Annotated in this window: 21 protein-coding genes; 7 read left to right on the top strand and 14 right to left on the bottom strand. The window is 63.0% G+C overall.

All coding sequences use genetic code 11. The features are described from left to right. Positions 1–5 precede the first annotated feature (5 nt). The 3 genes from ffh to AC6H4Z_RS08330 all read right to left on the bottom strand — a co-directional run bounded on the left by ffh (position 6) and on the right by AC6H4Z_RS08330 (position 6,060). Positions 6–1,349 carry a signal recognition particle protein gene (ffh, locus tag AC6H4Z_RS08340; RefSeq protein WP_497546292.1) on the bottom strand — a complete coding sequence of 448 codons (1,344 nt, stop codon included), beginning with the start codon at positions 1,347–1,349 and terminating at the stop codon, positions 6–8. Between the two features lie 151 nt (positions 1,350–1,500). Further along, positions 1,501–2,913: a hypothetical protein gene (locus tag AC6H4Z_RS08335; protein WP_497546291.1), complete on the bottom strand. Its 1,413-nt coding sequence runs from the start codon at positions 2,911–2,913 to the stop codon at positions 1,501–1,503. Positions 2,914–2,937: 24 nt separating this feature from the next. Next, a complete protein-coding gene (locus tag AC6H4Z_RS08330; protein WP_497546290.1) occupies positions 2,938–6,060 on the bottom strand; it encodes a SusC/RagA family TonB-linked outer membrane protein in 3,123 nt (1,040 codons plus the stop codon). Between the two features lie 582 nt (positions 6,061–6,642). On the opposite strand from AC6H4Z_RS08330, the gene lon reads away from it, so the two are divergent. Beyond that, a complete protein-coding gene (gene lon, locus AC6H4Z_RS08325; protein WP_497546289.1) occupies positions 6,643–9,108 on the top strand; it encodes an endopeptidase La in 2,466 nt (821 codons plus the stop codon). Positions 9,109–9,267: 159 nt separating this feature from the next. Here the strand turns inward: lon and AC6H4Z_RS08320 are convergent, their stop codons facing one another. The 5 genes from AC6H4Z_RS08320 to AC6H4Z_RS08300 all read right to left on the bottom strand — a co-directional run bounded on the left by AC6H4Z_RS08320 (position 9,268) and on the right by AC6H4Z_RS08300 (position 14,739). After that, complete coding sequence (locus AC6H4Z_RS08320; RefSeq protein WP_497546288.1) at positions 9,268–10,518, bottom strand: DUF445 domain-containing protein; 1,251 nt, start codon at positions 10,516–10,518, stop codon at positions 9,268–9,270. An 83-nt stretch (positions 10,519–10,601) separates the two neighbouring features. Then, entirely contained in the window at positions 10,602–11,864 is a 1,263-nt protein-coding gene (locus tag AC6H4Z_RS08315; protein WP_497546287.1) for a hypothetical protein, read from the bottom strand. After that, entirely contained in the window at positions 11,861–13,015 is a 1,155-nt protein-coding gene (locus AC6H4Z_RS08310; protein ID WP_497546286.1) for an AAA family ATPase, read from the bottom strand. The genes AC6H4Z_RS08315 and AC6H4Z_RS08310 overlap by 4 nt, the downstream gene beginning before the upstream one ends. 108 nt (positions 13,016–13,123) lie before the next feature. After that, complete coding sequence (locus AC6H4Z_RS08305) at positions 13,124–13,978, bottom strand: prepilin peptidase (protein WP_497546285.1); 855 nt, start codon at positions 13,976–13,978, stop codon at positions 13,124–13,126. Beyond that, positions 13,975–14,739 (bottom strand): TrmH family RNA methyltransferase, encoded by a 765-nt coding sequence (locus tag AC6H4Z_RS08300; RefSeq protein WP_497546284.1) that lies wholly within the window; start codon positions 14,737–14,739, stop codon positions 13,975–13,977. Before AC6H4Z_RS08300 ends, AC6H4Z_RS08305 begins: the two co-directional genes overlap by 4 nt. 67 nt (positions 14,740–14,806) lie before the next feature. Between AC6H4Z_RS08300 and AC6H4Z_RS08295 the strand changes: the two genes are divergently transcribed. Then, a complete protein-coding gene (locus tag AC6H4Z_RS08295) occupies positions 14,807–15,619 on the top strand; it encodes a M48 family metallopeptidase (protein ID WP_497546283.1) in 813 nt (270 codons plus the stop codon). Positions 15,620–15,622: 3 nt separating this feature from the next. Here the strand turns inward: AC6H4Z_RS08295 and AC6H4Z_RS08290 are convergent, their stop codons facing one another. The 4 genes from AC6H4Z_RS08290 to AC6H4Z_RS08275 are packed head-to-tail and all read right to left on the bottom strand — an operon-like array spanning position 15,623 to position 19,301. Further along, positions 15,623–16,450: a purine-nucleoside phosphorylase gene (locus AC6H4Z_RS08290; protein ID WP_497546282.1), complete on the bottom strand. Its 828-nt coding sequence runs from the start codon at positions 16,448–16,450 to the stop codon at positions 15,623–15,625. Further along, positions 16,447–17,490 carry an adenosine deaminase gene (add, locus tag AC6H4Z_RS08285; protein WP_497546281.1) on the bottom strand — a complete coding sequence of 348 codons (1,044 nt, stop codon included), beginning with the start codon at positions 17,488–17,490 and terminating at the stop codon, positions 16,447–16,449. Before add ends, AC6H4Z_RS08290 begins: the two co-directional genes overlap by 4 nt. Positions 17,491–17,493: 3 nt before the next feature. Next, complete coding sequence (locus tag AC6H4Z_RS08280; RefSeq protein ID WP_497546280.1) at positions 17,494–17,739, bottom strand: hypothetical protein; 246 nt, start codon at positions 17,737–17,739, stop codon at positions 17,494–17,496. Then, complete coding sequence (locus AC6H4Z_RS08275; protein ID WP_497546279.1) at positions 17,736–19,301, bottom strand: bifunctional metallophosphatase/5'-nucleotidase; 1,566 nt, start codon at positions 19,299–19,301, stop codon at positions 17,736–17,738. The genes AC6H4Z_RS08280 and AC6H4Z_RS08275 overlap by 4 nt, the downstream gene beginning before the upstream one ends. A gap of 216 nt (positions 19,302–19,517) precedes the next feature. Between AC6H4Z_RS08275 and udk the strand changes: the two genes are divergently transcribed. From udk to AC6H4Z_RS08255, 4 genes are all read left to right on the top strand, one after another. After that, the gene (gene udk / locus AC6H4Z_RS08270) at positions 19,518–20,153 is read left to right on the top strand and encodes a uridine kinase (RefSeq protein WP_497546278.1); all 636 of its coding nucleotides are present in this window, start codon (positions 19,518–19,520) and stop codon (positions 20,151–20,153) included. Then, entirely contained in the window at positions 20,150–20,872 is a 723-nt protein-coding gene (locus AC6H4Z_RS08265; RefSeq protein WP_497546277.1) for a response regulator, read from the top strand. The genes udk and AC6H4Z_RS08265 overlap by 4 nt, the downstream gene beginning before the upstream one ends. Continuing rightward, on the top strand, positions 20,869–22,587 hold the full coding sequence (locus AC6H4Z_RS08260; RefSeq protein WP_497546276.1) for a sensor histidine kinase: 1,719 nt from the start codon (positions 20,869–20,871) through the stop codon (positions 22,585–22,587). Before AC6H4Z_RS08265 ends, AC6H4Z_RS08260 begins: the two co-directional genes overlap by 4 nt. A 67-nt stretch (positions 22,588–22,654) precedes the next feature. Further along, complete coding sequence (locus tag AC6H4Z_RS08255; RefSeq protein WP_497546275.1) at positions 22,655–23,014, top strand: hypothetical protein; 360 nt, start codon at positions 22,655–22,657, stop codon at positions 23,012–23,014. Here AC6H4Z_RS08255 and AC6H4Z_RS08250 read toward each other — a convergent pair. Together AC6H4Z_RS08250 and AC6H4Z_RS08245 are read right to left on the bottom strand one after the other, a co-directional pair. Further along, positions 22,945–23,469 (bottom strand): phosphatase PAP2 family protein, encoded by a 525-nt coding sequence (locus tag AC6H4Z_RS08250; RefSeq protein WP_497546274.1) that lies wholly within the window; start codon positions 23,467–23,469, stop codon positions 22,945–22,947. The genes AC6H4Z_RS08255 and AC6H4Z_RS08250 overlap by 70 nt on opposite strands. Before the next feature lies 1 nt (position 23,470). Further along, positions 23,471–24,316 carry an alkaline phosphatase family protein gene (locus AC6H4Z_RS08245; protein ID WP_497546273.1) on the bottom strand — a complete coding sequence of 282 codons (846 nt, stop codon included), beginning with the start codon at positions 24,314–24,316 and terminating at the stop codon, positions 23,471–23,473. 238 nt (positions 24,317–24,554) lie between these two features. Between AC6H4Z_RS08245 and AC6H4Z_RS08240 the strand changes: the two genes are divergently transcribed. After that, positions 24,555–25,805, top strand: a complete 1,251-nt coding sequence (locus AC6H4Z_RS08240; protein WP_497546272.1) for a glycosyltransferase family 4 protein — start codon at positions 24,555–24,557, stop codon at positions 25,803–25,805. Positions 25,806–25,807: the final 2 nt, after the last annotated feature.

Genomic DNA, 25,807 nt, shown 5'->3' with positions numbered 1-25,807 from the left:
GACCTCTACCGCATTCCCCCAAACATATTCGGCTTGAACTTTCCGCCGCCGCCAGGAGCCCCAGCGGCTTTCTTCATCATTTTCTGCATTTCGCGGAACTGCTCGAGCAAGCGATTCACTTCGCTGATTGGGCGTCCAGCACCCTTGGCGACGCGCGAACGGCGCGAGCCGTTCATGAGCTCAGGCTTTTTCCGCTCCTCGATGGTCATCGATAGCACGATGGCCTCGAGGTGCTTCATGCGCTTTGGATCAGCTGCCTTGACCTGCTTGAGCATTTTCGAATTGACGCCGGGCAGCATCTTGAGCAAGCCTTCGAGCGGTCCAAGGCGCTCGATCTGCTTCATGGCGGCGAGGAAGTCCTGGAGGTCCATGCCTTCCTTGCGGACCTTCTTTTCCAGTCGCTTTGCTTCGTCGGCGTCGAAGGCGCCCTGTGCCTTTTCGACCAGCGAAACGATGTCGCCCTGCTGAAGAATTCGTCCGGCCATGCGGTCCGGGTGGAACTCTTCGAGTGCGTCGGGCTTTTCGCCAACGCCGACGTACTTGATGGGCTTCTTAGTAACACCGTAAATCGAAAGCGCTGCGCCACCGCGAGCGTCGCCATCCATCTTGGTGAGGATCACGCCAGTGACGTTCAACCGTTGGTCGAAGCCCTGCGCGATCTTCACGGCGTCCTGTCCGGTCATGCCGTCGGCGACGAACAGGATTTCATCGGGTCGGATCGCGTCCTTCAGGCGCTCCAACTCCTTCATCATGTCGTCGTCGATCTGCAAACGACCGGCGGTATCGACGATGACGACGCGATCGCGTGCACGCTTCGCCTGCTCGATGCCGGCCTTCGCGATGCGCACGACGTCCTTCGTGTCGCGCTCCGAATACACCGGCACGTCGAGCTGGGCGCCGAGCGCCTCGAGCTGATCGATGGCGGCAGGACGGTAGACGTCGGCCGCGACGAGCCGTGTCGGGCGATTCTCGAGCTTGAGCCGGCGAGCGAGCTTTGCCGCAGTGGTCGTCTTACCCGAACCCTGCAGTCCGACCATCATCACGACGGTTGGCGGAACGGAGCTGAGCTTGAGCCCCTCTCGCCGCTCGCCGAGCATGACGGTGAGCTCGTCGTAGACGATCTTGACGAGCTGTTGGCCGGGGGAGACGGTACGAAGCTGGGCGACGCCGACGGCCTTCTTCTCGACCCGCTCGAGAAACTCGCGGGTTAGTTGGAAGTTGACGTCGGCCTCGAGCAGGACGCGACGGACCTCCCGAAGGCCTTCCTTGATGTCGGCTTCAGTCAGTACGCCGCGACCGCGCAGGCGCGCAAAGGTCGCTTCGAGTTTTTCGGACAGCTCGTCGAACATAGACCGGGAAAGATATCCGGACCGGGGGCTCGATACAAGCTGGCGAACTGGCCTAGAACCCTTTCGTTGTTGGACTTAGCGAGTTCAGGTCACTGGTCGCGGGTCACTGGTCCCAGGGGAAAACCCTGAGACCAGAGACCTCCGACCTGCCTCACGCCTTATTGTCGAGGCAACCCGTGAACAACGTGTTGGTCTTCTCGTCGTCCGGCACGGGGAAATTCGTCTGAGACCCGTACTGGCCGCCGCGCATGAAGTTGCCGCTCGGGAAGACCTTGTCCTGCGTCCGGCCGTACTGACGAACCAACCGACGCAGATCGTCCATGCGATAGCCACGACCGAACTGCCAGAGTGCCTTTTCACGGAAGAACAGATCCGTCGCCGCATCTTTGTCAGTCGGCGCGGTCAGAGCCGGCATTGCCGTCGGCTTGAAGAGGCCGAAGGTCGGCGGCGCAGCGCGAAGCGAGTTGAGGATCGCGACCACACCCGCGATGTCTCCCGTCTGCAGTTTCGCCTCGGCTTCGATCAGGCGCGCGTCGGTTCCCGCGAGCATCGTAACCGGATCGTCGCGGTTCCAGATGTTGATCTGAACGAAGTTGGACTGAAGATCCTCGGCCGGCTTGTGCGTATCCGTGACCGGGACACGCGGGTCGTTCAAGTGCGCGAACGGAATCGCGTTGAACACCTGACCGGTGAGGTCGACGCTATCGCCTGCCGAGTAGCGTAGCACGCTCGGGCCCATGACCCACCACTCGTTGTCGAACTGGCTCGAAATGGAGTAGTTGAGGTTGTACTGGAACGACGTCGGAACCGCCGCAACGGTCGTTGCTGCCCCCGCGAAGTCCGCGAGATCGACCTGCGCACGTGCTCTCGCCACGAGCGTCGCGTTCTTGACCTGTGCGACCGCCGCCGTGAACGCCGCGGTAAACGCCGGCGTCGTCGGGATGGCGTTGATGTACGCCAGCGCCGAGTCGAAGCGGGCGATGGCGAGCTTGCTGCCATCGGCGTCGCTGATCGGCGGCGTGTACACCGGCGCTCCATCGGGCGTTTCACCGAATGGGATTCCGTTGCAGAACACACCCGACAGCTTCATCTCGGCGTAGCCCATGACCATGTACATCTCGGCGACGTGAAGCACGCCGGTCTGAGATTTGTCATACGCCACGAGGCTGTTGATGGCGCTCCGGGCAAACCCGCGCGTCTGCTGCACCTTCCGGTAGATGCCCGTGAGGTCGGCGTCGAAGGTCTGCAGGTTGCGCTGATCGGCATCGTTCCGCTGTGAGAACGTGTCCGTCGATTTGACTTCGTCGGTGAACAGCGCCTCCTCTTGCCAGAGGCCTTCGAGGTTTCCGCCACCGCCGTTCATGGCGAAGTTGAGGCGGCCAATGGCGCCGAGGTACAATCCGTCGGCCGCGGTCGGGTTCTGGACGGCGGCCGGCGTGATGACGCCCGGCTGCTGTGGCGACAGCAGTTCTTCTTTCGGATCGCACGCCGTGAGGAACGTCCCTCCCGCTGCCATCAGCGCGACGGCTGCCGTCCCCCGAGCGAGATATATGAGTCTTCTCATCGTAGAATTCATCCTCGAAGGATTCTAGTAGTGGAGGTTGGCGCGCAACGTGAAGTACGTTCGTGGCGCCGTCGTGGAGAAATCGGTCTGCACGTCGCCGGTGCTGTAGTTCGCCTCCGGATCGACACCGGTGTACTTCGTCCATGTCGCGAGGTTACGCGCCGAGAAGACGAGCTGTGCGTCGTGCGCACGGATTCGCTGGGCGATCACGTTCGGCAACGTCAACGCGGCCGAGACTTCACGGAGCTTCCACGTGGCGCCGTTGTCGAAGAAGCCAATCGGCGTCGCCGGATTCTTGGCGCTGGAGTTGGCGACGGCGCGGGCCTGCAGGTACAGCGACGTCGACTTCAGGTTCACGTCGGGATACGACTTGGTCTGATTGGAGTAGAACTGCGCCGACGAGTTGAACAGGTTGTACCCGCCCTTATAGTCGGTGAGGATCGTGATGCGCACCTTCCGGCTGAAGAGATCGAAGCCGTTCGTGATGGCGGCGATGTCACGCGGCGTCGAGTAGCCGTCGTACACCACGTTCGGACTCACGCTCACTTCGTTCGGCGTGATGATGCCGTCGTGATTGCTGTCGGCGTAAGTGAACGGACGACCGAACAGCGCGTTCGCCGGCAAGCCGAGTGAGTCGCGTGTGTTGCCCGTTCCAATCGTCGGCTGGCCGCCGAGCGACAGAATCTTGTTGCTGTTGTGCGACGCGACGAGGGAGATGTCCCAGCCGATCGAGCGACGATCGATGATCGTCGTATTCAGGTTCGCTTCGATGCCGTTGTTCTGGACCGATCCGATGTTGGTCACCACCGTCAGCTGCGACGCACCGGAAGATGCAGCGATCGGCTTGTTCACAATTGCGTCGTGCGTGCTCTTGTTGTAGTACGTCACATCGAGGTGCACGCGATTGTTGAACACGCTCGATTCGAAGCCATTCTCCCACTCGGTCGAGCGCTCAGGCTTCAGCGCCGCATTGCCTAGCGCGGCCGCGATGATGCCCGGCGTATCCGAGCCACCGGCGGAACCTGGCGAGGCAGCGATGATATTCACCGTGCTCGCGGCGAACGTCTGGAGCGCCTGCGTTCCCTGCGGTTGCACGCCGGACGAGCCGTACGAGCTCCGCAGGCGGAACGAATTGAGGAAAGTCGGATGCGGGAAGAAGCTTTCGTCCGAGATGAGCCATGAGAGACTTGCCTTCGGATAGACCACGCGCTGGAACTTGGTGCCGAAGGAGCTGTTCTGGTCCGTGCGCGCTGCGACGATGAAGAACATGCGATCGCGGAACGACGCCTGCTCCTGCACGTAGAGACCGAGCGTTTTGTTGACCGTCTGCAAGCTGGTCGTGGTCGCACTCACGGTCTGTACGGCTCCCTGCCCTACGTTCTGCGCGCCCGGCGGTAAGCTGGTGCTGCCGTCCGACACGCCGTCGTTCTCCTGGTTCGTGTAGTCGGCGCCGATCGTGGTCTTCACGATCAGGTTCGACATTGCCTGCCATGTCGAGTTGCTGATGAGCTTCGCCGAGAAGTTGCGAACGTTGTTCGAACTCGAATTCACGAAGCCGAGCCGCGTCGTGCCCGAGTTCGGACATTCGTTGAAGCGGCACAGATTGTTGCGCGTCGTGTTCGACAGATCGATTCCGGCAGAACCTTCGTTCTGCATCCAGTTGAGCGGACGCCACACGCCGTCGGTCGAGCCGAGGAAGCGCTGCGTGGTGTACTCGTTCGTGACCTGGAAGATCTGCGCTGGGCTGAATCCGCCGTACCCGTTCTTGAATTCGCCAAGCGTGCCGTACTCGCTGTACGCCAGACCGCTTCCGGTCGCGGCGTGATTGAAGCCTGGCGCGTTGAGCGCGCTGTAGATGAAGCTGAACGTGTTGTTGTCGACCTGCGGCAGGCGCTGGCTCGTGTTCGAGAAGCCAGCGTTCGCACTGAAGTCGAACTTGGGTGAGAACGCCGCGTTCAGGTTCACGCGCATGTTCTGATTCTGAAATGCTTCGGGGTTCGTCCACTCATCACGCTGGCCGGCACCAAGCGAGTCGAGCGTCAGCTGGGCGAAGGCCGGCATGTGAATCGGACCAAGCTCGTTCTGGAGATCGCCGCTCACGAAGAACCGGACCTGATCGGTTCCACCGCTCGCATTCATTCCGTACTGATTGCGATGTCCGAGATGAATCGGCGTCGTGGACGGATCGGTGAGTGCGTTGAACGACGTGAGGCTGTCGAGCGTGCACGTGCCCTGGCTCTCAGTGACGAGCGTACAACGGGTCAGCGCGCCCTTGGAGTCATGCCCCCACGATGCGTACGTGGACAGGTATTTGTTGCGGTCGTCCACTCCGCCGCCTTCGGCGTAGTAGGACCAACGCGTAGCACCGGCATGACCCTTCTTGGTCGTGATGACGACAACGCCGTTCGCCGCGTCCGTTCCGTACAGCGTTGCGGCCGACGGACCCTTCACGATTTCGACGTCTTCGATCTCGTTCGGATCGATGTCGTTGATCAAACTCGCGTTGGTGCCGGTGAATCCGAACGACAGGTTGTTCGTCGCCATCCGAACGCCGTCGATGATGTAGATCGGGTTGTTGCTGAGCGAGAGCGAGTTGGTGCCCCGGATGTGAACCACTGGGGCCGCGCCCGTCATCGCGCCGGGAAGCACGACGACGCCCGCCGCCTTGGCGACCATGAGGTCCGCCATGGTGACGATTGGAGTTTGCTCAACGTTCTGGGTGACGTTGCCAAGCGTCGCGACGGAGTTTCCGATCTCGACTCGACGTGTGTCGCCCGTGGCGGTCGTGACGATTTCCTGCAGTTTGACGACCGCGGGCGTCATGACGAAGTCCAATGTCCCCGTTGCGCCGGAAGCAACGGTGACCGACTTCTTTTGTTCGACGTAGCCCACGCGGAGCACGCGAATTTCTATGACGCCTGGGGCACTGCGGAGGGTGTAGCGGCCCTCGGAGTTCGTGGCCACGGACACGCTCGTGCTGATGATCTGGACTCGCGCCTCAGTCAGAGGCTCGCCGCCCGTGCTAGTAACTCGCCCGCTCACGACCGCCTGTTGGCCCTGCGCCATCGCTGGCGCGGCCACGGCGACGAGGACAGCAAGTATGGAATGCAGACGTGGTCTGCCATTCCACATGCGCTTCAATTTCATGAGGCACGCTCCCTGGGGGTTGACCTGCACGGTCGCGAGGACGGGTGGGAACGCCGTCGCGCTTCCATCGAGGCCTGTGGGTGACCTCGAGCGACACGCCTGTTCCTGCTATCGTCGCCGCCCCCCAGAGCGAACGCGATCTGGTCTTGCGAGTGCGAATCTCGCCCATCCAACCACGGCCGCAAGCCGGGTCGTCACTCGTGGACCCATGAAGATTTCTTAATTGACGCCCTCTAACACCGGCTCTGTGGATTCGTGTTTTGGGGCGGTGTCCCCCTGCGTCAAACGGTTCACCGGTTCGAGCGCTCGCGAATTTCGAAGTCGCTTCTGGCTCGCCCGGATGGCCGGTCCAGCCCAGAGCTCGCCATCGGAGGCGAAATTGGCGAACCGCACGGCGTCGCGACTCTCGAGGCTGGCGCATGAGGCAACCGCCGCTGGGGCAACCTGTTGACCGGTCGCCAGCGAACGGCGATTGCGGGCTCGACGCCGCGCCTTGGCTACTAGCTACTGGCTTCTGGTTGTTATACTTACGCGTGGGTCACCGTTGGTTTCCAGCACCGGTTTCCGCCCTAGCCCTCTGACATGGCTAAAGCACAGCGTAAGGACGACATCCTGAAGTCGGAGCTGCCACCAACGCTTCCGCTGATGGCGCTCCGCTCGACGATCGTCTACCCATTGGGCACGATCGCTGTGCAAATGGGGGCTCCGGAAAACCTTTCGCTCTTGCGTGCCCACGAGGAGCCAGGGCTGATCGTCGCCCTGGTCGTGGCGAACGGCGATCACGACGAGCCGATCGACTCGCAACGCTTCCTCGGACGCGTTGGCGTTGCGGCTCGCGTCCACGAGCGAATCAATCTGCCCGGCGACACGGTGCAGATCACGCTCCAGGGACTGCGGCGTATCGTCGTCGACGAGATGGAGCAGACGGACCCGTATCCGGTCGCGGTGATTCGCGCCGCACGGGAGACGCCGCCTGACCCGTCGGAGCTCGACGATCTCGTATCGCGGGTCGTATCGGCAGCGGAAACGCTCGCCGAGCTGGTGGATCGAATCCCGGACGAAGTGCCCGCGATCCTCAAGATGAACGTCTCCGATCCAGGCCGGTTCGCCGACCTGGCCGCGACGAACATGAACTTCCGGATAGCCGACAAGGACGAGGTGCTCCAGCGCCTGGATGTCGGCCAACGGATTCGGTTCATCCTCACTCGGCTCGAGCGCGAAGTTGCTCGCGCGCGAGTCATGGAGGATGTGAAGAAGCAGACCGAGATCAAGATCGAGCAGCATCAGCGCGAGTTCTATCTGCGCCAGCAGCTCCGTGCGATTCAGGCCGAACTCGGCGAGGCGGATCCGGGCGAGAAGGAAGCGATCGATCTGCTCAAGAAGATCGAAGAAGCGAAGCTCCCTGACAAAGTCGCTCAGGAAGCGCGTCGCGAAACGGATCGCATGCGCATGCTGTCGCCGGCATCGAGCGAGTATCAGGTCGTGCGCACCTATCTCGACTGGGTGCTGTCGCTGCCGTGGGGCAAGAAATCGGGCGAAGAAGAGATCGACCTCAAGCGCGTCGAAGCGGCGCTCGACGATCGGCACTATGGGTTGGATGAAGCGAAGGAGCGCATCATCGAATACCTCGCCGTGCGGAAGCTGCGCGGCGGCGACCCCCATGGGCCCATTCTCTGTTTCGTCGGCCCACCGGGAACCGGCAAGACGTCCCTCGGCGAAGCGATCGGCAAATCGATCGGGCGCGAGTTCTATCGCATCTCCGTCGGTGGCGTGCGCGACGAGGCGGAGATTCGCGGCCATCGGCGCACGTACGTAGGCGCGATGCCGGGCCTGATCATTCAGGCGCTACGTCGCGTGTCGGTCAAAGATCCTGTGTTGATGATCGACGAGATCGACAAGATGTCAGGCGGCGGCCCAAGCGGCGATCCGACGGCAGCGATGCTCGAAGTGCTCGATCCGTCGCAGAACAATTCGTTCGTCGATCACTATTTGAACCTGCCATTCGATCTGTCGACGTGCCTGTTCATCTGCACAGCGAACAATCTGTTCGACATCCCCGCTCCGCTGCGCGATCGCATGGAAGTGATCAAGATCGCCGGCTACACGGTCGAGGAGAAAGTCGAGATCGCGTGGCGGTACCTGCTCCCGCGGCTGCTCGAAGAGCACGGTATCACGGACAAGGATCTTCAGTTCACCGACGAATCGTTGTCGTTCATCTCGAATCGCTATTCGCGCGAAGCCGGCCTCCGAAACTTCGAGCGCAACCTCGCGGCGATCATGCGCAAGCGTGCGCGCAAGAAAGCCGAGGGTGAGGAAGGCGCGTGGGTGATCGACGTCGAGAAGGTCGAAGAGGTGCTCGGCATTCCACGCTACGCCGTCGAGGAAGCGGAGAAGATCCCGGAAGTCGGTGTGGTCACGGGCCTCGCGTGGACGTCGACGGGCGGCGACATCATGGTGATCGAGGCTCTCAAGATGCCGGGCAACGGCCGCCTGATGGTGACAGGTCAGCTCGGCGACGTGATGCGCGAGTCGGTCGATGCGGCGCATTCGTACGTGCGGTCGCGCGGCAAGCAGTTGGGAATTCCCGACAGTGCGTTTCGCGAGAACGACCTGCACGTGCACCTTCCCGCAGGCGCGATTCCAAAAGACGGACCGAGCGCAGGCATTACACTGACGCTCGCGATCGCGAGTGTCCTGAGCGGTCGTCCCGTACGTCGCGATCTGGCGATGACCGGCGAAGTGACGCTGCGCGGTAAGGTTCTCGAGATTGGCGGCGTGAAGGAGAAGGTGCTGGCCGCCTATCGTTCGGGACTGCGGCAGGTGATCATGCCGAAGTCGAACGAGAAGGATCTGCGCGACGTGCCGGAAGAGGTCGCACAGAACATGGCGTTCACGTTCGTCGAGCGGATGGACGAGGTGTTGCACCTCGCGCTATTGCCGCCGGTGTCGGAAGAGTTGGCGGACAAGGTGCAGCCGGAGCCGTCGCCGGGACTCGCCGGGATTACAACACCCGCCGATCGCAGCGACGATACCACGGCGGCCGACTAGCAGCCGGCCCAGCGCGAGACTGTTTTAGGACACGAATTGGACTAATTGAAACGAATCGAACCGATGCTATGCCGCGAGAGTCGCACCCGGCATGCTCACGGTTCGATTCGTTTTTGTTCGTGCGATTCGTTTCCTCGATTCCCGGCCGTACTCGTATGGCTACGGGAACAGGGACGAGATCAAATAGATCAGCATTCCGGCGAGCCCGCCGACGATCGTACCGTTGATCCGAATGAACTGTAGGTCGCGGCCAATCGCCAATTCGACACGGCGCGACGTCAACTCGGGATCCCACGCCGCCACGGTTGTCGCGATGAGCTCAGCGACTTCATCCTGATAGCGTGCAACGAGGAACACCGCGACGTCGACGGCGAATTCGTCGAGCTTCGCCGTCAGTTCCGGATCGTCGAGCGCCTTCTGGCCGAACGCCGTCAGAGCGCTCTCGATGACGTTGGGCGCATCGGACTGCGGGTTCGTCGCGAACTTCGCGAGCGCCTCCTTACCGTCCTGCCAGAGCGAAGCCGAGAACTTTTTCGCTGCCTCGTTGTCGAGGAAGTCCTCCTTCCACGCGTCGACCTTAGCGGCAAACTCTGGCGACGTATTGAGTCGCTCGATGAACGTCGCAAGCGACGCATCGAACCGTTCGCGCAACGGGTGCGACGGGTCGGCGCTCAGCTCGCCAAGCAGACGCTGAATCGCCCCGAGCACACGCTTGAAGATCTTGTCGTCGACCGCAGACGGAATCCACCACGGCGTCTCGCGCTCGATGCGTTCCCGAATGAGATCGGCGTTTTCGTTCACCGTGCGCGACGCGAGCCCAATGACTTCGTTGAGCACGTCCTGATGACGGTTATCTTCCGTCATCACGGTGAGGAATTTTCCGAGCAGCGGCGCGAGATGCATGGTGCGCACTCGCTTGGCGAGGCTCCGGTCGATGACTTCCTGCACGTCTTCGTCGCGGAGCATCTGCGCGGCGGAACTCATCGCCGTCGCGGCGCTGCGTGAAATGGTTCGCGCGTTGGAGTGATCGGCCAGCCACTCGGCCATTCGACGGCCAATCTGCATCGTCCGCAGCCGGTGCTCGATGACTTCGCGCGATAGAAAATTTCGCTGGACGAAGGCGCCGAGCGTTCGGCCGACACGATCCTTTTTCGCCGGCACAATGGCCGTGTGCGGAATGGGGATGCCGAGCGGGTGACGGAAGAGCGCGGTGACGGCAAACCAGTCGGCGAGTCCGCCGACCATTGCCGCTTCCATCGTCGCGCGGATGATGCCGATCCATGGATAGCGCGATTCAACAGCGCGTGTCGCGATGAAGAGAATGGTCGCGCCGATGAGGAGCATCGTCGCACGACCCTTCATCTTGTCGAGCGCGGCCTGTCGCGTTGCTTCGTCCTGGAGCAACTGCATGGCTCGCGGACCGGACGGTGGCGCAGGCCCGCGAGTTGGCGCCGGCACGAGCGACGACGGCTCTCGCCCCCCCGACGGCAGCGTCACCGCGCCGTGACCTTGACCTTCGCGAAGTCGACGAGGTTCGACACACCGGTTGGTGCGTCGACATACAGCACGACAGGACGACCGCCAATCTCGCGGACGTCGACGTCGACGGTGCGCTTGCCCGCATCGTACTGGCGATGCTCACCAGTGACGCGTGGTTTGACGAAGTAGCGCTTGGCCATCACCGCATCGATCGCCGACATGAACTCGGCGGCGTCGCCGGGAGAATCCCACGCTGTGGCCCAAACGAGTGCATTTCCCTGCGCAGTCTTCACCAATGCGTAGCGGTCGCCGTCCCATCCATTCGAGGCGCGAATCGAGCGGTCCTGGTCGCGCGTGTGCTGGAAGATGAACAGACGCGTACCAAACTCGCCGAAATTGTTCTCGTCCACGGTGCCGGGAATCGCAGGCAGCGTCACCAGGCTTGGAAGGTCTGGCGGATGGCCGAAATAGGCCGAGTCGTGCATCAGCTGTTCGGTCGACACGGGCAGCGAGTCGAACGGCAGCTTGCCAGGACGCTGTGCCTTGAAGCGGCGGACGAAGTCGGCGCCGTTGATGTACGGGAAGATGAGCGTTTCCTGAATTACCATCGGCGCCGACGAAAATACCGCCTGTGTCGCCAGTCCTTCGCGGATCGACGAGCGCATGCTTTCCCACCCACCGGGCAGTTGCGCCGCGAGATTCCCGTTCCCACCAGCGATCAAGAACGTGCTCTCGTAGGTAGCCTGCCCCTCGATCACCGCCTGAACCGCCGCGGCGCGGTCGTCATCGCCGGCAATGCGCTCGAGCGAGTCGAGATTCGTGTATTGATCCTGCAGCGCGTGCACGAGCTCGTGCATGATCGTCAGGCCGGCATACTCTTCCGGCGCATCTTTCACGACGTAGAGCACTTTCGTCTTGGGATCGTAGTATCCCATGACCTGCTCGCTGAGCACCTTTACGTAGAAGTCCCGAAGGTGCAGCGAGTCGGGAATCATGCCGAGGAGCTTGAAGGTCGTTTCCTGATTGGCGAGCTGCTTCTGCACCGCGGGTTCATTCAGCTTCTGCAGAAGAAACTCGCGAACCTGATCGCGTGAACGCACTTCCATTTTGGGCGGCGTCTTGAACTTCACGCCTAGCGCCTTTTCGATCTTCGGGACGTCCGCCGCCACCTTGTCGGCGTATGTGTCCTCGGCGGCGTCTGGCTTCGCCCTGCACGCACTGCCAATCAAAGCGGTCAACGCAACCAGCGCGACCTGTCCACGCCAATGTCGTATCATCGAGCTGTTTCTGGCTCCCATTCCACGGTGACTCCGGCCATGAGTCCAACGACGCGGGCAATGTCATGGCCGCGAATCACGATCCCTTCTTCCATGAGCTGGCGCGCGAGATCCGCTTCGAGGGGCGCAAGACTCAACGCGCGCGGTACGGTGGTCTCCGTTGCCGGTGCGGCACGCGGCGCCTCAGCGGCGACAGGGGCCGGCGTTCCGACAAAAAAGGCTTCGAGCTCCGCACCGATTCGTTCGAGTGCACCCACGCCTTCCTCGGAACGCGACTCCGGTTCACGACGCGTTTTCTCGCGATCGTTGGTTGCTTCGTGCCTGAGCAGTTCGAGGCGCTGCTTGATCAGCTCCTCTGTTCGACCGGTATACTCCGTGATCGCCTGCATGTGCGCACACGCTTCGTCGAGCGCATCGATAGCCTTATCCGGCCGCATGCGATCGCGGACGTGCTTGTCCGTCAGCCTCACCGACGCCTGCAGCGCTTCGTCGGAAATGAGAACATTGTGATGGCGCTCGAGCCGTTCTTTGCGCGCGTGCAGAATCTCGAGCGCTTCGGATTCGCCGAGTTCGCGAACGACGATCTTCTGGAAGCGACGCTCGAGTGCGGGATCGCCTTCGACCCAACGCGTATACTCGTCGCTCGTCGTGGCGCCGATGACGCGGAAGTCGCCGCGCACGAGCGCCGGTTTCAACATATTCGCCGCGTCCATCGCCGTGCCCATCGCCGTACCCTGACCGATCAGGTTGTGCAGCTCGTCGATGAACAGGATGACGTCGCTCGCCGCGGTCGTCTCCGCCACGATGGCGCGAACGCGCTCTTCGTACTGCCCGCGATACGTGGTACCGGCAAGCAACGAGACGTGATCGAGCGACAGCACGCGCACCTTGCGCATGACGAGCGGCACGTTCCCTGCCGCGATACGCTGCGCCAGTCCCTCGGCGATGGCCGTCTTGCCGACGCCGGCCGGTCCGACGAGCGTCGGATTGTTCTTGCCGTGACGAAGCAGGATGTCGATGACGCGCGCGACCTCTGCGTCGCGGCATCGGACGGGTTCCAGACGCCCAGCGCGGGCGTCGGCAGTCAGGTCACGCGTGAAGCGCGCTAGCACGCCGCCCGCAGCATCGTTGCGAAGAAGATCTCCAATCATGGGCGGGTAGCGGGAAACGGAGAGTGGTGAGCGTGGGAAGAGTTTCGGGAAGCGATTCGCGCATCGTGCTCAGATCGTCATACCCCGCTTCACCCTTCCTGCTTCACGCTACCCGCGCGTTATCCACGCGACCAGGGAATCACCCCAAAACAACGTCAGCAGCGCAGCGGGCGCAAGGAACACACCGAACGGTACAAGCGGCGTTTCGAACGGCGGCGAACCGAGCGCGAGTTCCGTTTGCTCACGCGAGTGCCCGCGGCGAAGAAGCGTGACGGGAATGACGACACCAGCAAACGCGACGGCACCGAGCGTGGCGCCTATGAACACCGTGATCAGCGCGCGCGACGGACCGAGCGCCGCACCCACGAACGCCATCAACGTCACATCACCGAGGCCCATCGCTTCACGCTTGGTCATCACTTCGCCGAGCCATCCGACGATTGCGATCATCCCCGCGCCAGCACACGCCCCGATGAGAGCATTGTACGGCGTCGCGAACACCTGGGTTTCGCCCCGGAAGAACGCGATGACCGACGTCACCAGCGCGAACGCGAGACCGAACAGCGTGAAGCCGTCGGGAATCAGGTAGTGCATCGCGTCGGTCATCGCCACGCCGAGCAACACCGTACCGAAGACGGCAACTCGCAGGGCGGTGAGCGTCGGTCCGAAGTGATATACCGACAGCGTCCAGCCAACCGCTACGACGAACTCGATGAGCGGATACATCGGCGAGATCGGCTCGTCGCAACAGCGGCATTTCCCGCGAAGGGCGATCCAACTCACCATCGGAACGTTCTCGAACCAGGCCAGCTGGTTCGCGCAGCGCGGGCACCGCGATCGCGGGCGAAGAATCGAGCGCTCGCGCGGCCACCGAACAATGCAGACGTTCAGGAACGAGCCGATACACGCGCCAAGAATGAACGCGTAGATCTGCGAGAGAAGCGATCCGAGAGAACTATTCACCGGCGAAGCTCATAGAGAAGGATTCCTGCAGCCACAGCGACGTTGAGTGATTCCACGCCCGCCGTGATGGGAAGCGCGACCAGACGATCAGCCCGCTCCCGCGACAGCGACGACAGTCCGCCGCCTTCGTTTCCAACCACCACCGCCAGTCGATCCGGAGGACTCAGTCCCTCGATCGACTCCCCGCCGGCATCGGCGGCCCAGACGTCAACAGACAGCTCGCGCCGGAACGAGTCGAGCTCGTCCCAGGTACCAGTAAGGCAGGGATGGCGAAAGTGCGCGCCCATCCCGCTACGGACGACTTTGGCGTTCCATAGGTCAACGGTTCCGGGGAGGGAAAAAGTTGCCGTCGTTCCGAAGGCTACTGCAGTGCGCAGCATGGTGCCGACGTTTCCCGGGTCCTGCACAGCGTCGAGGACGAGCAACCGGATCGACTCGGCAGTTTGAAGGTCTCGAAGCTGCTGGACCGGTACGGCCGCGATCGCCAAAATCCCCTGAGGGGAATCGGTCTCAGCGGCGCTCTCGAACTCGTCTGGCGCCACCTCCTCGGTGGGCACCCCGGACGACCGGAGTCGCTCCAAAAGGCTGGCACCTCGGTCGGTCTCGGCCAGCCGAGGGGTCAGCAGCGCTCCTTGAACGTCCAGCGGCGAAGCAAGTAGTTCTTCGACGCTCCGAATGCCCTCGGCGACGAATAGGTTCTCGCGCTCTCGCGCCTTTCGGCGACGTAAGTTGCGGGCGAGCGTGAGGAGTCTATTGGCCATTAGGAATATGTCTTGCCTTTGTGAGAGGAGTTGCTCTCAAACGATGATGAACCACGGACTGACTTATATGAGACGATTTGTTGCGGGCGCGGCAATGGCCGTAATGGTGGGACTTTCGACGGCCTGCGGGATTTCGCAGCAGCAAGAGGTTCAGATCGGGGCTGACCAGTCTCAGCAGGTCAACGCACAGCTTCCAATCGTGAAGGACCCTGTGGTCAATCGATATCTCCAGGTGCTCGGGGATTCGCTGGCGAAGGTCACATCGCGGTCGGACCTGGAGTGGAAGTTCTTCATGGTCAACACGAACGATTTCAACGCCTTCGCGCTACCGGGCGGGTACATCTACATCAACCGTGGCGTCGCCGAGCGGTCTACGAATATGGACGAATTTGCGTCCGTGATGGCGCACGAAATCGGGCACGTGGTGCTCCGGCACTCCGTGAAGCAGATGGAGCAGATGAACGGCGCGAATATCGGCGTAACCCTCGCCTGCGTCCTCACGGGCGTCTGCAACAACGGTCTGACGCAAGCAGGCATCAACGTGGCCGGCCAGGCCGTCTTCGCCAAATTCAGCCGCGACGACGAGGCCCAAGCTGACGCCGCGGGTGTCGACGAGTTGGTTCGCGCAGGTATCAACCCGAACGGCATGCCGTCGATGTTCGAGAAGCTCCTGGCCGAACGTCAGACCAAGCCGACGGCACTCGACGCGTGGTTCACCGACCACCCGCTCGAAGAGGCTCGCATTCAGGCAACGCGCGATCAGATCTCGCACATCAGCCCCGCGATCATTCGCAGTCTGACGACGAATACTCAGGGCTTCAACGACTTCAAGGCGCGGGTGCGCACGTTGCCGGCCCCGCCTGTTGCGGCGAACAGGTAGTTCCTAGCAGCGGGCGATTACGCCTCGAATGAGCTGTTTGAAACGACCGGCTGCGTGAGCGGTCGTTTCGAGCACCTCGGCGTGGGTGATCGGCGTATCTGAAAGGCCGGCTGCCAGATTGGTAATGCAGCTGACGCCGAGGACACGCATTCCGATCGCGCGGGCGACGATCACCTCGGGAACGGTCGACATCCCAACGGCGTCGGCGCCGAGGATTCCAAGCATCTTCACTTCGGCGAGGGTTTCGTACGCCGGGCCGAGCAGGCCCGCGTAGACGCCTTCGCGCAAGCGCGTGCCCTGCTCCGCCGCCACGGAACGGGCCAAGTCCGCCAGTTTCTCGTCGTAGGGATCGGACATGTCGGGAAAACGAACATCGCCTTCCTCGACAGCACCGATGAGCGGATTGCGGCACGTCAAGTTGATGTGATCGCGAATCAGCATCAGGTCGCCCGGCTGCCATTTGGCGTTGATGCCGCCGGCGGCGTTGGACACGATCAGCGTTTTCGCTCCAAGCGCGTGCACGACGCGCGCTGGAAACGCGGCGAGCCGGACGTCGTGCCCCTCGTACATGTGGAAGCGGCCGGCGAGCGCGACGACCGTCTTCCCTTCGAGCATGCCGACGATCAGGGCGCCCGCGTGACCAGCGACTGTGGCCGTGGGAAAACCGGGGATGTCGCGGAACGGAATCGTCGCGATTGGAGAAATATCATCGGCGAGCCCTCCGAGTCCGGACCCCAGAACGATCGCGATCTCTGGAGTTCGCCTGCCGACGCGCGACGCAATCGCCCCGGCGGCTTCACGCGCGTGCGACGCACCGTAGGGCGCGGTCATGCGCCACCAACCTTGAGCGCTGCGATGTCCGCGACGGCGCGAGCGATCAAACGCTCGCGGTCTTCCCACGGCAGAAATGCGCTCGCGAAACTGTTCAGCGCGATGGTGCTCAGCTCGTCGAACGAGAAACCGAGCGACTTCGCCGCGTGCGTGTACTCGTCGGTGAGCGTGGTGCCGCTCATGAGGCGATTGTCGGTATTCAGCACGACGTTCATACCGCGGTCGAAGTACGCACGCAGCGGATGTTGCTCGTACGACTCCGCCGCGTGCGTTTGAACGTTGCTGGTCAGGCAGATCTCGAGCGCGATGCGACGGTCGTTCACATACTGCGTGAGCTCTTCGTCTTCGATCAGACGGGTCGCATGCCCGATGCGATGCGCACCGCAGACGTGAACGGCGTCGCGCACAGATGACGCGCCGTCGCCCTCTCCTGCATGACAGGTACACGCGAGATCGTGTTCGCGCGCGAACGCAAATGCCGCCGCGTGCGCCGACGCTGGATTGCCGAGTTCCCCACCAGCCAGGTCGAATGCGACCACGCCGCGATGCTTGAATGCGACGGCTAGCTGCGCGAGCTGCAGCGACATGCCCGGTTCGAGATTGCGCAACCCACACACGATCACGCGCCCCATTGCGCCGCCGTCGCGTTCGGCGCGCTCGAGGCCACGAATCGGCGCTTCGACGGCCGCATCCAGTGTGAGTCCGCCGACGATGTTCAGCACCGGCGCATAGCGCACTTCGATGTACCGGACGCCATCGCGCGCCGCATCCATCGCCAGTTCGTACGCGATTCGCTCGAGCGCATCGGCCGTTTGCATTACAGAGAGCGTGACGTCGAAGCGAGCGAGATACTCTTCGAGATTGTGCGCGTCGTCGACGAGCATATACTCACGGAGCGCGTCGGCGTCATCGGCCGGCATCGGCTTTTTGTATTCGCGCCCCAGCTCGATGAGCGTTTCTGGCCGAACCGATCCGTCGAGATGGCAGTGCAGTTCCGCCTTGGGCAGCCGGCGGAGCAGCTCAGAACTCACGAGCGTCATCGACTATTCGTCCGCGGTATCGGTTGCGGCGCGATCGCGCTTGGCGATCAGGCGAAAGATCGAGCCGCCGACGACCGCGCTGTCTGCGTCGATGGGAAGTCCGCGGCTGTCGGTGATCAGTCGCGCTCCTGCTGCGACTTCGCTTGCGGCGTCGGAATTCCACGTACGCACTGCGTCGAGTGCTGTCGATCCAGCTGGAACGTCGACACCGGCCGCATTGACGAATACACGAACCATTCGAGTGGTCATTTCATTGCCCTGAGTAGACGGCCAACAGCGGCGGCCGGCACGATGCGCCAATTCGAATGAAAATAATCGGCCGGCGTCAGCGTGCCCTTGGCGCGCACTTCGTCGATGAGGAGTTGGCGAATCTCCTGCTGACGGTCGTACACGACGGGGGCATCGTGCAGCATGGAGAAGCCACCACCGCCCGTCTGGCGGTAGTTGTTGAGCGCCATCGTGAATGTGTCGGTCGGCGCGACGGGCCGCCCGTTGTAGTCGAGCTGGGTAATGCGTTCGCCAACGGGTTTCGAGATGTCGATCGTGTAATCGACGCCGGACACGATGTCGTAGTTGTATCCGGGAATCGACGGATCGACGCCGGCGCTGCCATCGTCGCTCATCCGGAAATACCGCGCGCTCTGCTCGAGGTATGCGCGGAGTTGCGCGCCGGTGATTCGAACGGCGCGCAGCGTGTTGTCGTACGGGTACAGCGCAGACAGTCGCGAAATGGTGATCGGACCAGCCGCAAGCGACGCGTCGAGCGAGAATGCGGCTGTGGTCGCGAGCTGAGCTCCGGCGGCCTTTCGTTCGACTTCGAGAATAAAGTCGATCAGCGGTGTGTCGACGACGCGCGACGAATCGGCACGCCACGGCACGGGCGTGGATCCGATCGGTGTCGTCACGTACTGCACCGCGGCACGATGTCCTTCCTGAGTGACCGCGAGGACCTGAGGATCCTCTTTGTGCCGTGCAGTTTGTACGACCTGACTTCGCTTCGACACGACTTGATAGCGCCCGTTGCGACGTTCGAGCATGAGGTGAGCTATCGCGACGCTCGTCGCCCAGTTCTTGGGCTGCATCAGCAGCGTCTTGCCGATGACGGTGTCCGCCATCTCCTTGTGCGAATGTCCGTACACGATGAGATCGATGCCGGGTACTTCACGCGCAACTCGCGCCGCAACGTTCTCACTCGGCACGCCGGTGCCCACGGTGTCATAGCTCGATGGCTCGTTGAGCCCGGAGTGCATGACGACGATGACGACGTTCGCTCCGGCGCCGCGCGCCTCCTCCACGGTGGCGCGCACGGCGGGCACGATGTCGCCGACCGTCAGGTGCCCGCTCACGTTGTCGCGATCCCAGACCATCACGCCGGGAGTCGTAGCGCCGACCATGGCGATCTTGACGCCCTTTCTGGTCGACAGCGCCCACGTCCGAAAGCGGGGCTTGCCGTCTGGCCGAAAAATGTTCGCTGAAATGAACGGGAACTGCGCCTCTTTCACGGCACGGTCGAGCGTGCCAAGGCCGTAATTGAACTCATGATTCCCAACTGCCGCCGCGTCGTATTGCACGGCGTTCATGGCGGCAATGATCGGGTGCTTCATCGTCGAGTCGACACGGGCCGCGACAAACGCGAGCGGATTGCCCTGCAGGAGGTCTCCGGCGTCGACGACGATGGGATAGGTCCCAGAGACGCGGCGGAGTGAATCGATGATCGTCGCCGCACGGGAGAGGCCCCTGAGCGTGTCTGGCGCGTTGGCGTAGTAGTCCCATCCGCGGACGGACCCGTGCACGTCCGTGGTGGCGGCCACGACTAGGTCCAGGGGGCCGTAAGTTTGAGGGAGCCGGGGCTGTTGGCACCCCGTGCCCAACAGCAGTAAGCCTATGCCGATCGTGAACTTCCTTCGCATGGGAAGAAGCTAGCGGCGCCTCACCCCCCGATACCAGATTGTGACAGTGTCACCGCTTCTATTCGCGCGAGAATTCCGGCAATTTCTTTCGCGCATGACCAGGGTAACGGCGGACTGATGAAGCCCTTGATCATCGGAATCGCCGGTGGGTCGGGATCCGGCAAGTCCACGGTCGCGCGGAACGTCGCGCAGGCGCTGCACGCGGAGTCGGTCGCGTTCATCGACATGGACGCGTACTACGCGAACCATGCGCATCTGCCGCTCGCCGACCGTCGCAAGGTCAATTGGGATCACCCGGATGCGTTCGATTGGGAGTTGCTGATCGATCAGCTCGCGAGGCTGTCCAAAGGCGAGTCGATCGAAAAGCCGGTCTACGATTTCGTCAGCCACACGCGTAGCGACCGCACCGTGGTCGTTCCGCCCGCGCAGGTGGTCGTGATCGATGGCATTCTCCTGTTCAGCGACGCTCGTGTGCGTGAACTGTGCGACGTCAAAGTCTTCGTCGATGCGGATGCAGACATTCGACTCATACGCCGAATTCGCCGCGATATCGCAAAGCGCGGCCGGCCGCTCGATGAAGTGCTCGACCAATATCTCACGACCGTTCAGCCGATGCACTTGCAGTTCGTAGAGCCATCCAAGCGCTACGCCGACGTGATCGTCCCTCGCGGCGGACACAACACCATCGCAATCGAAATGATCGTCGCCAAGATCCAGCGCAGGCTTACGGCCGCGCGGACCGCAAACCAGTGACAGCCCTCCAGAGTACCACCGGCGAGCGCGTGCTCGTCGTCGACGACGAGGCGGACATCGTCGCACTCGTCGCATATCACCTCGTCAAAGCCGGCTATCGCGTCTCGACAGCATCCTCGGGTCCTGACGCCCTTACCGCCGCGCGACAGGAGCGCCCCGCGCTCATCGTTCTCGATCTCATGCTGCCCGGTTCGTCTGGCTACGACGTCCTCGAGCAGCTGCGCGCTCAACCCGCAACGCGCGAAATGGCGGTGCTCATGCTCACCGCCCGCCGCGAAGAGCCCGACCGTATTCGCGGACTCTCACTCGGCGCGGACGATTACCTCACCAAGCCGTTCAGCCCGCAGGAGCTCGTGCTGCGCGTCGGAGCAATCCTCCGACGACTCAGCGCCGGCGGCGCCGGGCCGGCCGACATCCTCTCGATCGGTTCGATCACGATCGACCGCGAGGAGCATCGCGTTTCGGTCGACGGGCGACTGATCGACCTCACGCCGACCGAATACAAGCTTCTTCTCATCCTGGCGGAACGACGCGGCCGGGTGCAGAGTCGTGCACATCTCCTCGAGACGGTGTGGGAAGCCGCACCCGACATTCAGACTCGCACGGTGGATATGCATGTTCAACGACTCCGCACGAAGCTGGGCGAGGCCGGTGATTTGATCGAGACCGTTCGCGGTTTCGGCTACCGCCTCAAGAGCGGACACTCGCGTAGCGCGTGACACTCGCCAAGCGGCTGCTCGTCGGCTCGCTAGTACTCGTTGTCGTACTAGTAGCCGGCGTTGTCGCGATCGCAGGCAGTCGCCTTCAGACTCGACTCGCTGAAGAGACCCGACAGGGGCTCGAACGCGAGGCGCGTCTCGTAGGCGTCGAATGGCACGCAGGTATGAACGCCGATTCTCTTGCCGACGCTGCCGGCGCTGCGCTCGGGCGCCGAGTCACCCTGATCGACTCGACTGGCGTCGTGATCGGCGACTCAGAGTTCTCCGGTGAAGGCCTGCGCCAGCTCGAGAATCACCTGAAGCGTCCCGAGGTCGTGCAAGCGCGCGACAGTGGCGTCGGGCGGTCGATGCGCCTCAGCCCCTCGGCCGGCGACGACGAGATCTACGTCGCGGTGCGCCATCCGCTCGGCTATGCGCGCGTGTCTGTGGGCACGGCCAAATTCCGACAGATCGTGAGTGGAGCGCGACAGGATGTGCTGGGTGCTGGACTCATCGCCGTGCTCGGCGCGATGATTCTCGCATTCGCATTCTCGCGAAGCGTGTCGCTGCCGATCACCGAGCTTCGTGACGTTGCTCAAGCGATCGCGGCAGGCGAACTCGAGCGGCGGCCAACGCTGTCGGCACCGGGTGAAGTCGGCGACCTCGCCGTCGCGTTACATCGAATGACCGAGCAGTTGGCGGCGCGACTGTCGGCACTCGAAGCCGAAGACGCGCTGCTCAGCGCCGTAATCGACTCGCTCGACGAAGGCATCGTCGCGGTGAGCGCTCGGAGCCAGGTCGTCCGCCTCAACGAAAGCGCGCGACGGCTACTCTCGCTCGACGCGCCCGTTCCCTTCTCGACTGATCTGCTGCCGCACGAGCGACTCGTGCGCGAAGCCGTACGCGGCGCGATGGGCGGCGTCGCGACGGAGCCGAGCGAACTCGCGCTGGGCGATCGCACGCTGCTGATCACGGCGCGTCCACTCCCTGACGGCGGCGCGGTGATCGCCGTCATGGATCTCACGACACGTCGTCGCCTCGAGACCATTCGCCGCGACTTCGTGGCGAACGTGTCGCACGAGCTCAAGACGCCACTTACGGTCATCGGCGGCTTTGCCGAGACGCTGCGCGACCTCGATCTCTCGCAGGAGGATCGCGAGCGATTTCTCTCGACGATCGAATCGAACACGCGGCGCATGCAGCGCATCGTCGACGACCTGCTCGACCTCTCGCGGTACGAGTCGGGCGGCTGGGTCCCGAACGTCACGTCGAACGATCTCAGCGGGATCGTCTCAGACGTCTTCACCGGAATTCACCGCGCGGCGGACGAGAAAGGCATTACACTCACGTTCGACGCTCCGAGTGCTGCCCGGCGCGTCGACGCTGATCCGACCGCCCTTCGCCAGATCCTCAGCAACCTCGTAGAGAACGCCGTTCGCCATACGACTCGTGGCTCGGTGACGGTAAGCGCAGAGTCGCCCGCGGCGGGCGGTACGACCGTGACGGTGACCGATACCGGCAGCGGCATTCCGAGCGAACACATCGGTCGAATTTTCGAACGCTTCTATCGTGTCGACTCAGGCCGGGCACGAGGAGAAGGCGGGACCGGTCTCGGCCTCGCGATCGTAAGGCATCTCGTGGAGGCGCACGGCGGCGCGGTGCGCGCGGAGAGCGTCGTGAACCAAGGCACCACGATCACGGTGCACTTTCCGCCGAGGCCTGTTACGCGGGCGTGACCGCCGGTCTGATACACCGTGACCGCCGAGGGCGACGTTTACGCATCGAATCGCCCCGGATGTGCCGATGCAACTCTCACAAGTGTTCTTCGAGTCTCACCACTGCGGCGCGACGATCTACGTCGCCGGTTGGCTGTGCGACAACGCCGCGCTGCGGACCGAGGAGTTGGTACGCGGACTTCCCACGCAGATCCATGCGCTGCGTCTCGACATCCGCGCGGTTGACCTGATCGACCCCAGCGCATTCGTTCGTGTTGCACGCTCGCTCGGCCGCTGGCGCGATGCGCGCAGCGGCCGAGTCACGTTACAGTTCCCTGCTCGTTCCGGCGAACTTCGGTCGCGTCCGCGGCTCGTGGATCAACCCAGCACTGTTGGAATGGCGGTCAACACGGCAATGAGCTGGCCAATGAGCACGTCGCCCGGGTAATGAACGCCGAGGCACACTCGTGATGCGCCGACGAGCACCGCGAGTGGAATGAGTACGATGGCCAGCGGGGGAAAGGCCAGCGCATAAACGAATGCCACCGACATTGCGGCGGCCGAGTGTCCCGACGGGAACGAGAAGCGGTCCGGCTCGACGACGAGCGTCTGGTTGTGCAGCACGCGCGATGGGCGAGGGCGCCCCACCGTGCGCTTCACCAACTGCACGATGATGTGCGAGAGCACGAGTGTGGCCAGCGCGCGTCGTGCCGCGAGACCGAGCGGACCATCCAGGCCAAGCGGTGCAACCGCACAGGCGATGCTGAACCACACCCCGCCCAGGTGTGTGAGGATTGTCCAGAACAGCCGCGCCCGTCGGGACGCGCTCTCGAAGATCGACCAGCGAACGAAGAGTTCGCGATCGCGCGCTTCGAGCCGCTCGAGAATCATGCTCGTCTGCATGTCACGCTACCGCGCTGGCGGGTTCGTTCGACCCAACGAAAACATCACGAAGCACTTCACCCTCGAACGATGAGGGAATGCTCAATCCCAATGAATGCAGAATCGTGGCTGGCACGTCGATCAGCGTCACCGGCCCGAGCTCTCGCAGGGCAACGCCCGCTCCGAGGAATCCGATCGGAATCGTTCGATCGAGTGGATGGTCGCTCTCATGGTCGGTTGGCTTCTTCCCGCCGCCACCGTGATCGGCAAGTGCCACGAGCATCGTACCCGTGTCGTTGCAGAGCGACATCAACTCGCCGAGTGCGGCGTCGAGACGACGGCAGCCCTCGCCATATTCTGGCGACATCCATCCATGCGCGTGCCCGGCGCGATCCGCGTCGGGCCAATGCAGCAGGATCAGTCCACGGCGCTGTGTACGAAGCGTTGAGCGCGAAGCCGCCAGCACGCCGGCCGCATCAGCGCCAGCGAGGTGCAGTCCACTCAGCCCCAGGCGCCGGCCAATGCGCGCGGCGATTCCGCGAAATATCACGGGTACTTCAGCCATGAACGCCGACGATGGAAAGCCATGCTGTGCGAGCCAGTCAGGAATGGCAACGAGTCCTGGCCGCGGCTTGGGTATGAACAGGCGATCGCTGGCGACGCCGTGGGTTTCCGGGCACACGCCCGTCATCAGCGAAGTCATGGCTGCCGTGGTTACGCTCGGCGCGACCGTCGTTGCGCTTCGCGTCGAGGCACCGCGTGCCATGAGTGTTTGCATATGCTCGAGCCCGAAGCGCTCGATCGCATCCGGCCGCAGACCGTCGAGGACGGCGACCACGACGCGTCGAACGGGATTCTCGTATCGCATGCGTTCTCCGTGGGGGTCATTGAGGAAGTCCACGGGTTGAAACGTTCGGGGAATCCCGTCAACAACGTGGGACAACGCGGTGCCGGACAGGTAACGGAGGTCCAGAGGTCTCGCGACACCGGGCGCTACCAGCTCGGTCAAATCGTGACATGACCTACACACGAGAGTGATACGCACCGTCGAGGTTGGGCACAGTTGATCGTCGCCCGCCTGCCAACCCGCCATCACGGATTGTGTAATGCGAGATCGCTCGGAAGCGGCCGCTCCACGCGTTTTGTACTGTACGGATACCTATCCGCCGCAGGTCAACGGCGTCTCCGTCGTGACTGCGCTTTCCGTCGCCGGTCTGCGCGCCAGAGGATGGGAGTGCACTGTCGTTGCCCCTCGGTATCCCGCGGTGTTGCCCCAGGGACCCGCGACCCGCGAGCCAGACGCGAACCTCGTCGAGATCCCGAGCGTCGCATTCCCGCCCTACCCCGACATTCGGCTCGCCGCGCCATCGTATTCGCGGATCGCCGATGTCGTTCGGCGCTTCAAGCCGGACATCGTTCATTCGGCGACCGAATTCATGATCGGTCGTCTCGGTCAGATCGCAGCAAAGAGAGCCGGCGTCGTCCGGCTCTCGTCGTATCACACGGACTTCAGTCGATACACTGAAGCGTATGGAATGCCGTGGCTGCGTCCGGCGGTATCGAAGTACATCGCACGTTTTCATGGTCGAAGTGCCCGAGTCTTCACGCCGTCAGCGCCGGCGCGGGATGATCTGAACGCGCTCGGATTGGCATCCGTCGAGGTGTGGGGTCGAGGCGTCGACATCGCCTCGTTCTCTCCAGCACGACGAAGCCAGCCACTCCGCGCGGCGTACGGCATCGACGAATCGGTCGTGTTTCTCCACGTGGGGCGACTCGCCGCGGAAAAAGGCGTCGACAAGATCGTCAAGGCATTTCTTCGAGCGCGCGACCTGCTCCCTGCCGGCGCCGCTCGCCTGATCATCGCTGGGGCCGGCCCAGAGGAAACGGCGCTGCGAACGCTCGCTGGACCCGATGTCCTCTTCCTCGGAGTGCTCGACCGACAGCGGTCCCTGCCGCGGCTGTACGCGAGTGCCGATGCATTCCTCTTTTCGTCGCTCACGGAGACGCTGGGCCTCGTGGTGCTCGAAGCCATGGCGAGCGGGCTTCCGGTAATCGCGACGCCCGCGGGCGGCGTGGCCGACCATCTGCGCGATCAGGAGAACGGCATTGCCGTTCCCGCCGACGGCATCGATGATATGGCCGCCGCCATCGTCGCACTCACTCGCGACGTGACGCGGCGCAACGAATTGTCACGCGGCGCGCGACTCACGGCCGTGGCGCTCGACTGGGAAGAGGAACTCGATCGACTCGATCACAGCTATCGCGACGTGCTCGGTAAAACGTCGGATTCGTCGAAGCGTTTCGCGGCCTCTCCAGATATATTCGAGAGTCCCGCCGCGACACGCGCGGCGTTTTGACG

It is taken from the genome of Leucogemmata humicola, assembly GCF_055379415.1.
This window is presented reverse-complemented; position numbering and strand designations above follow the sequence as displayed.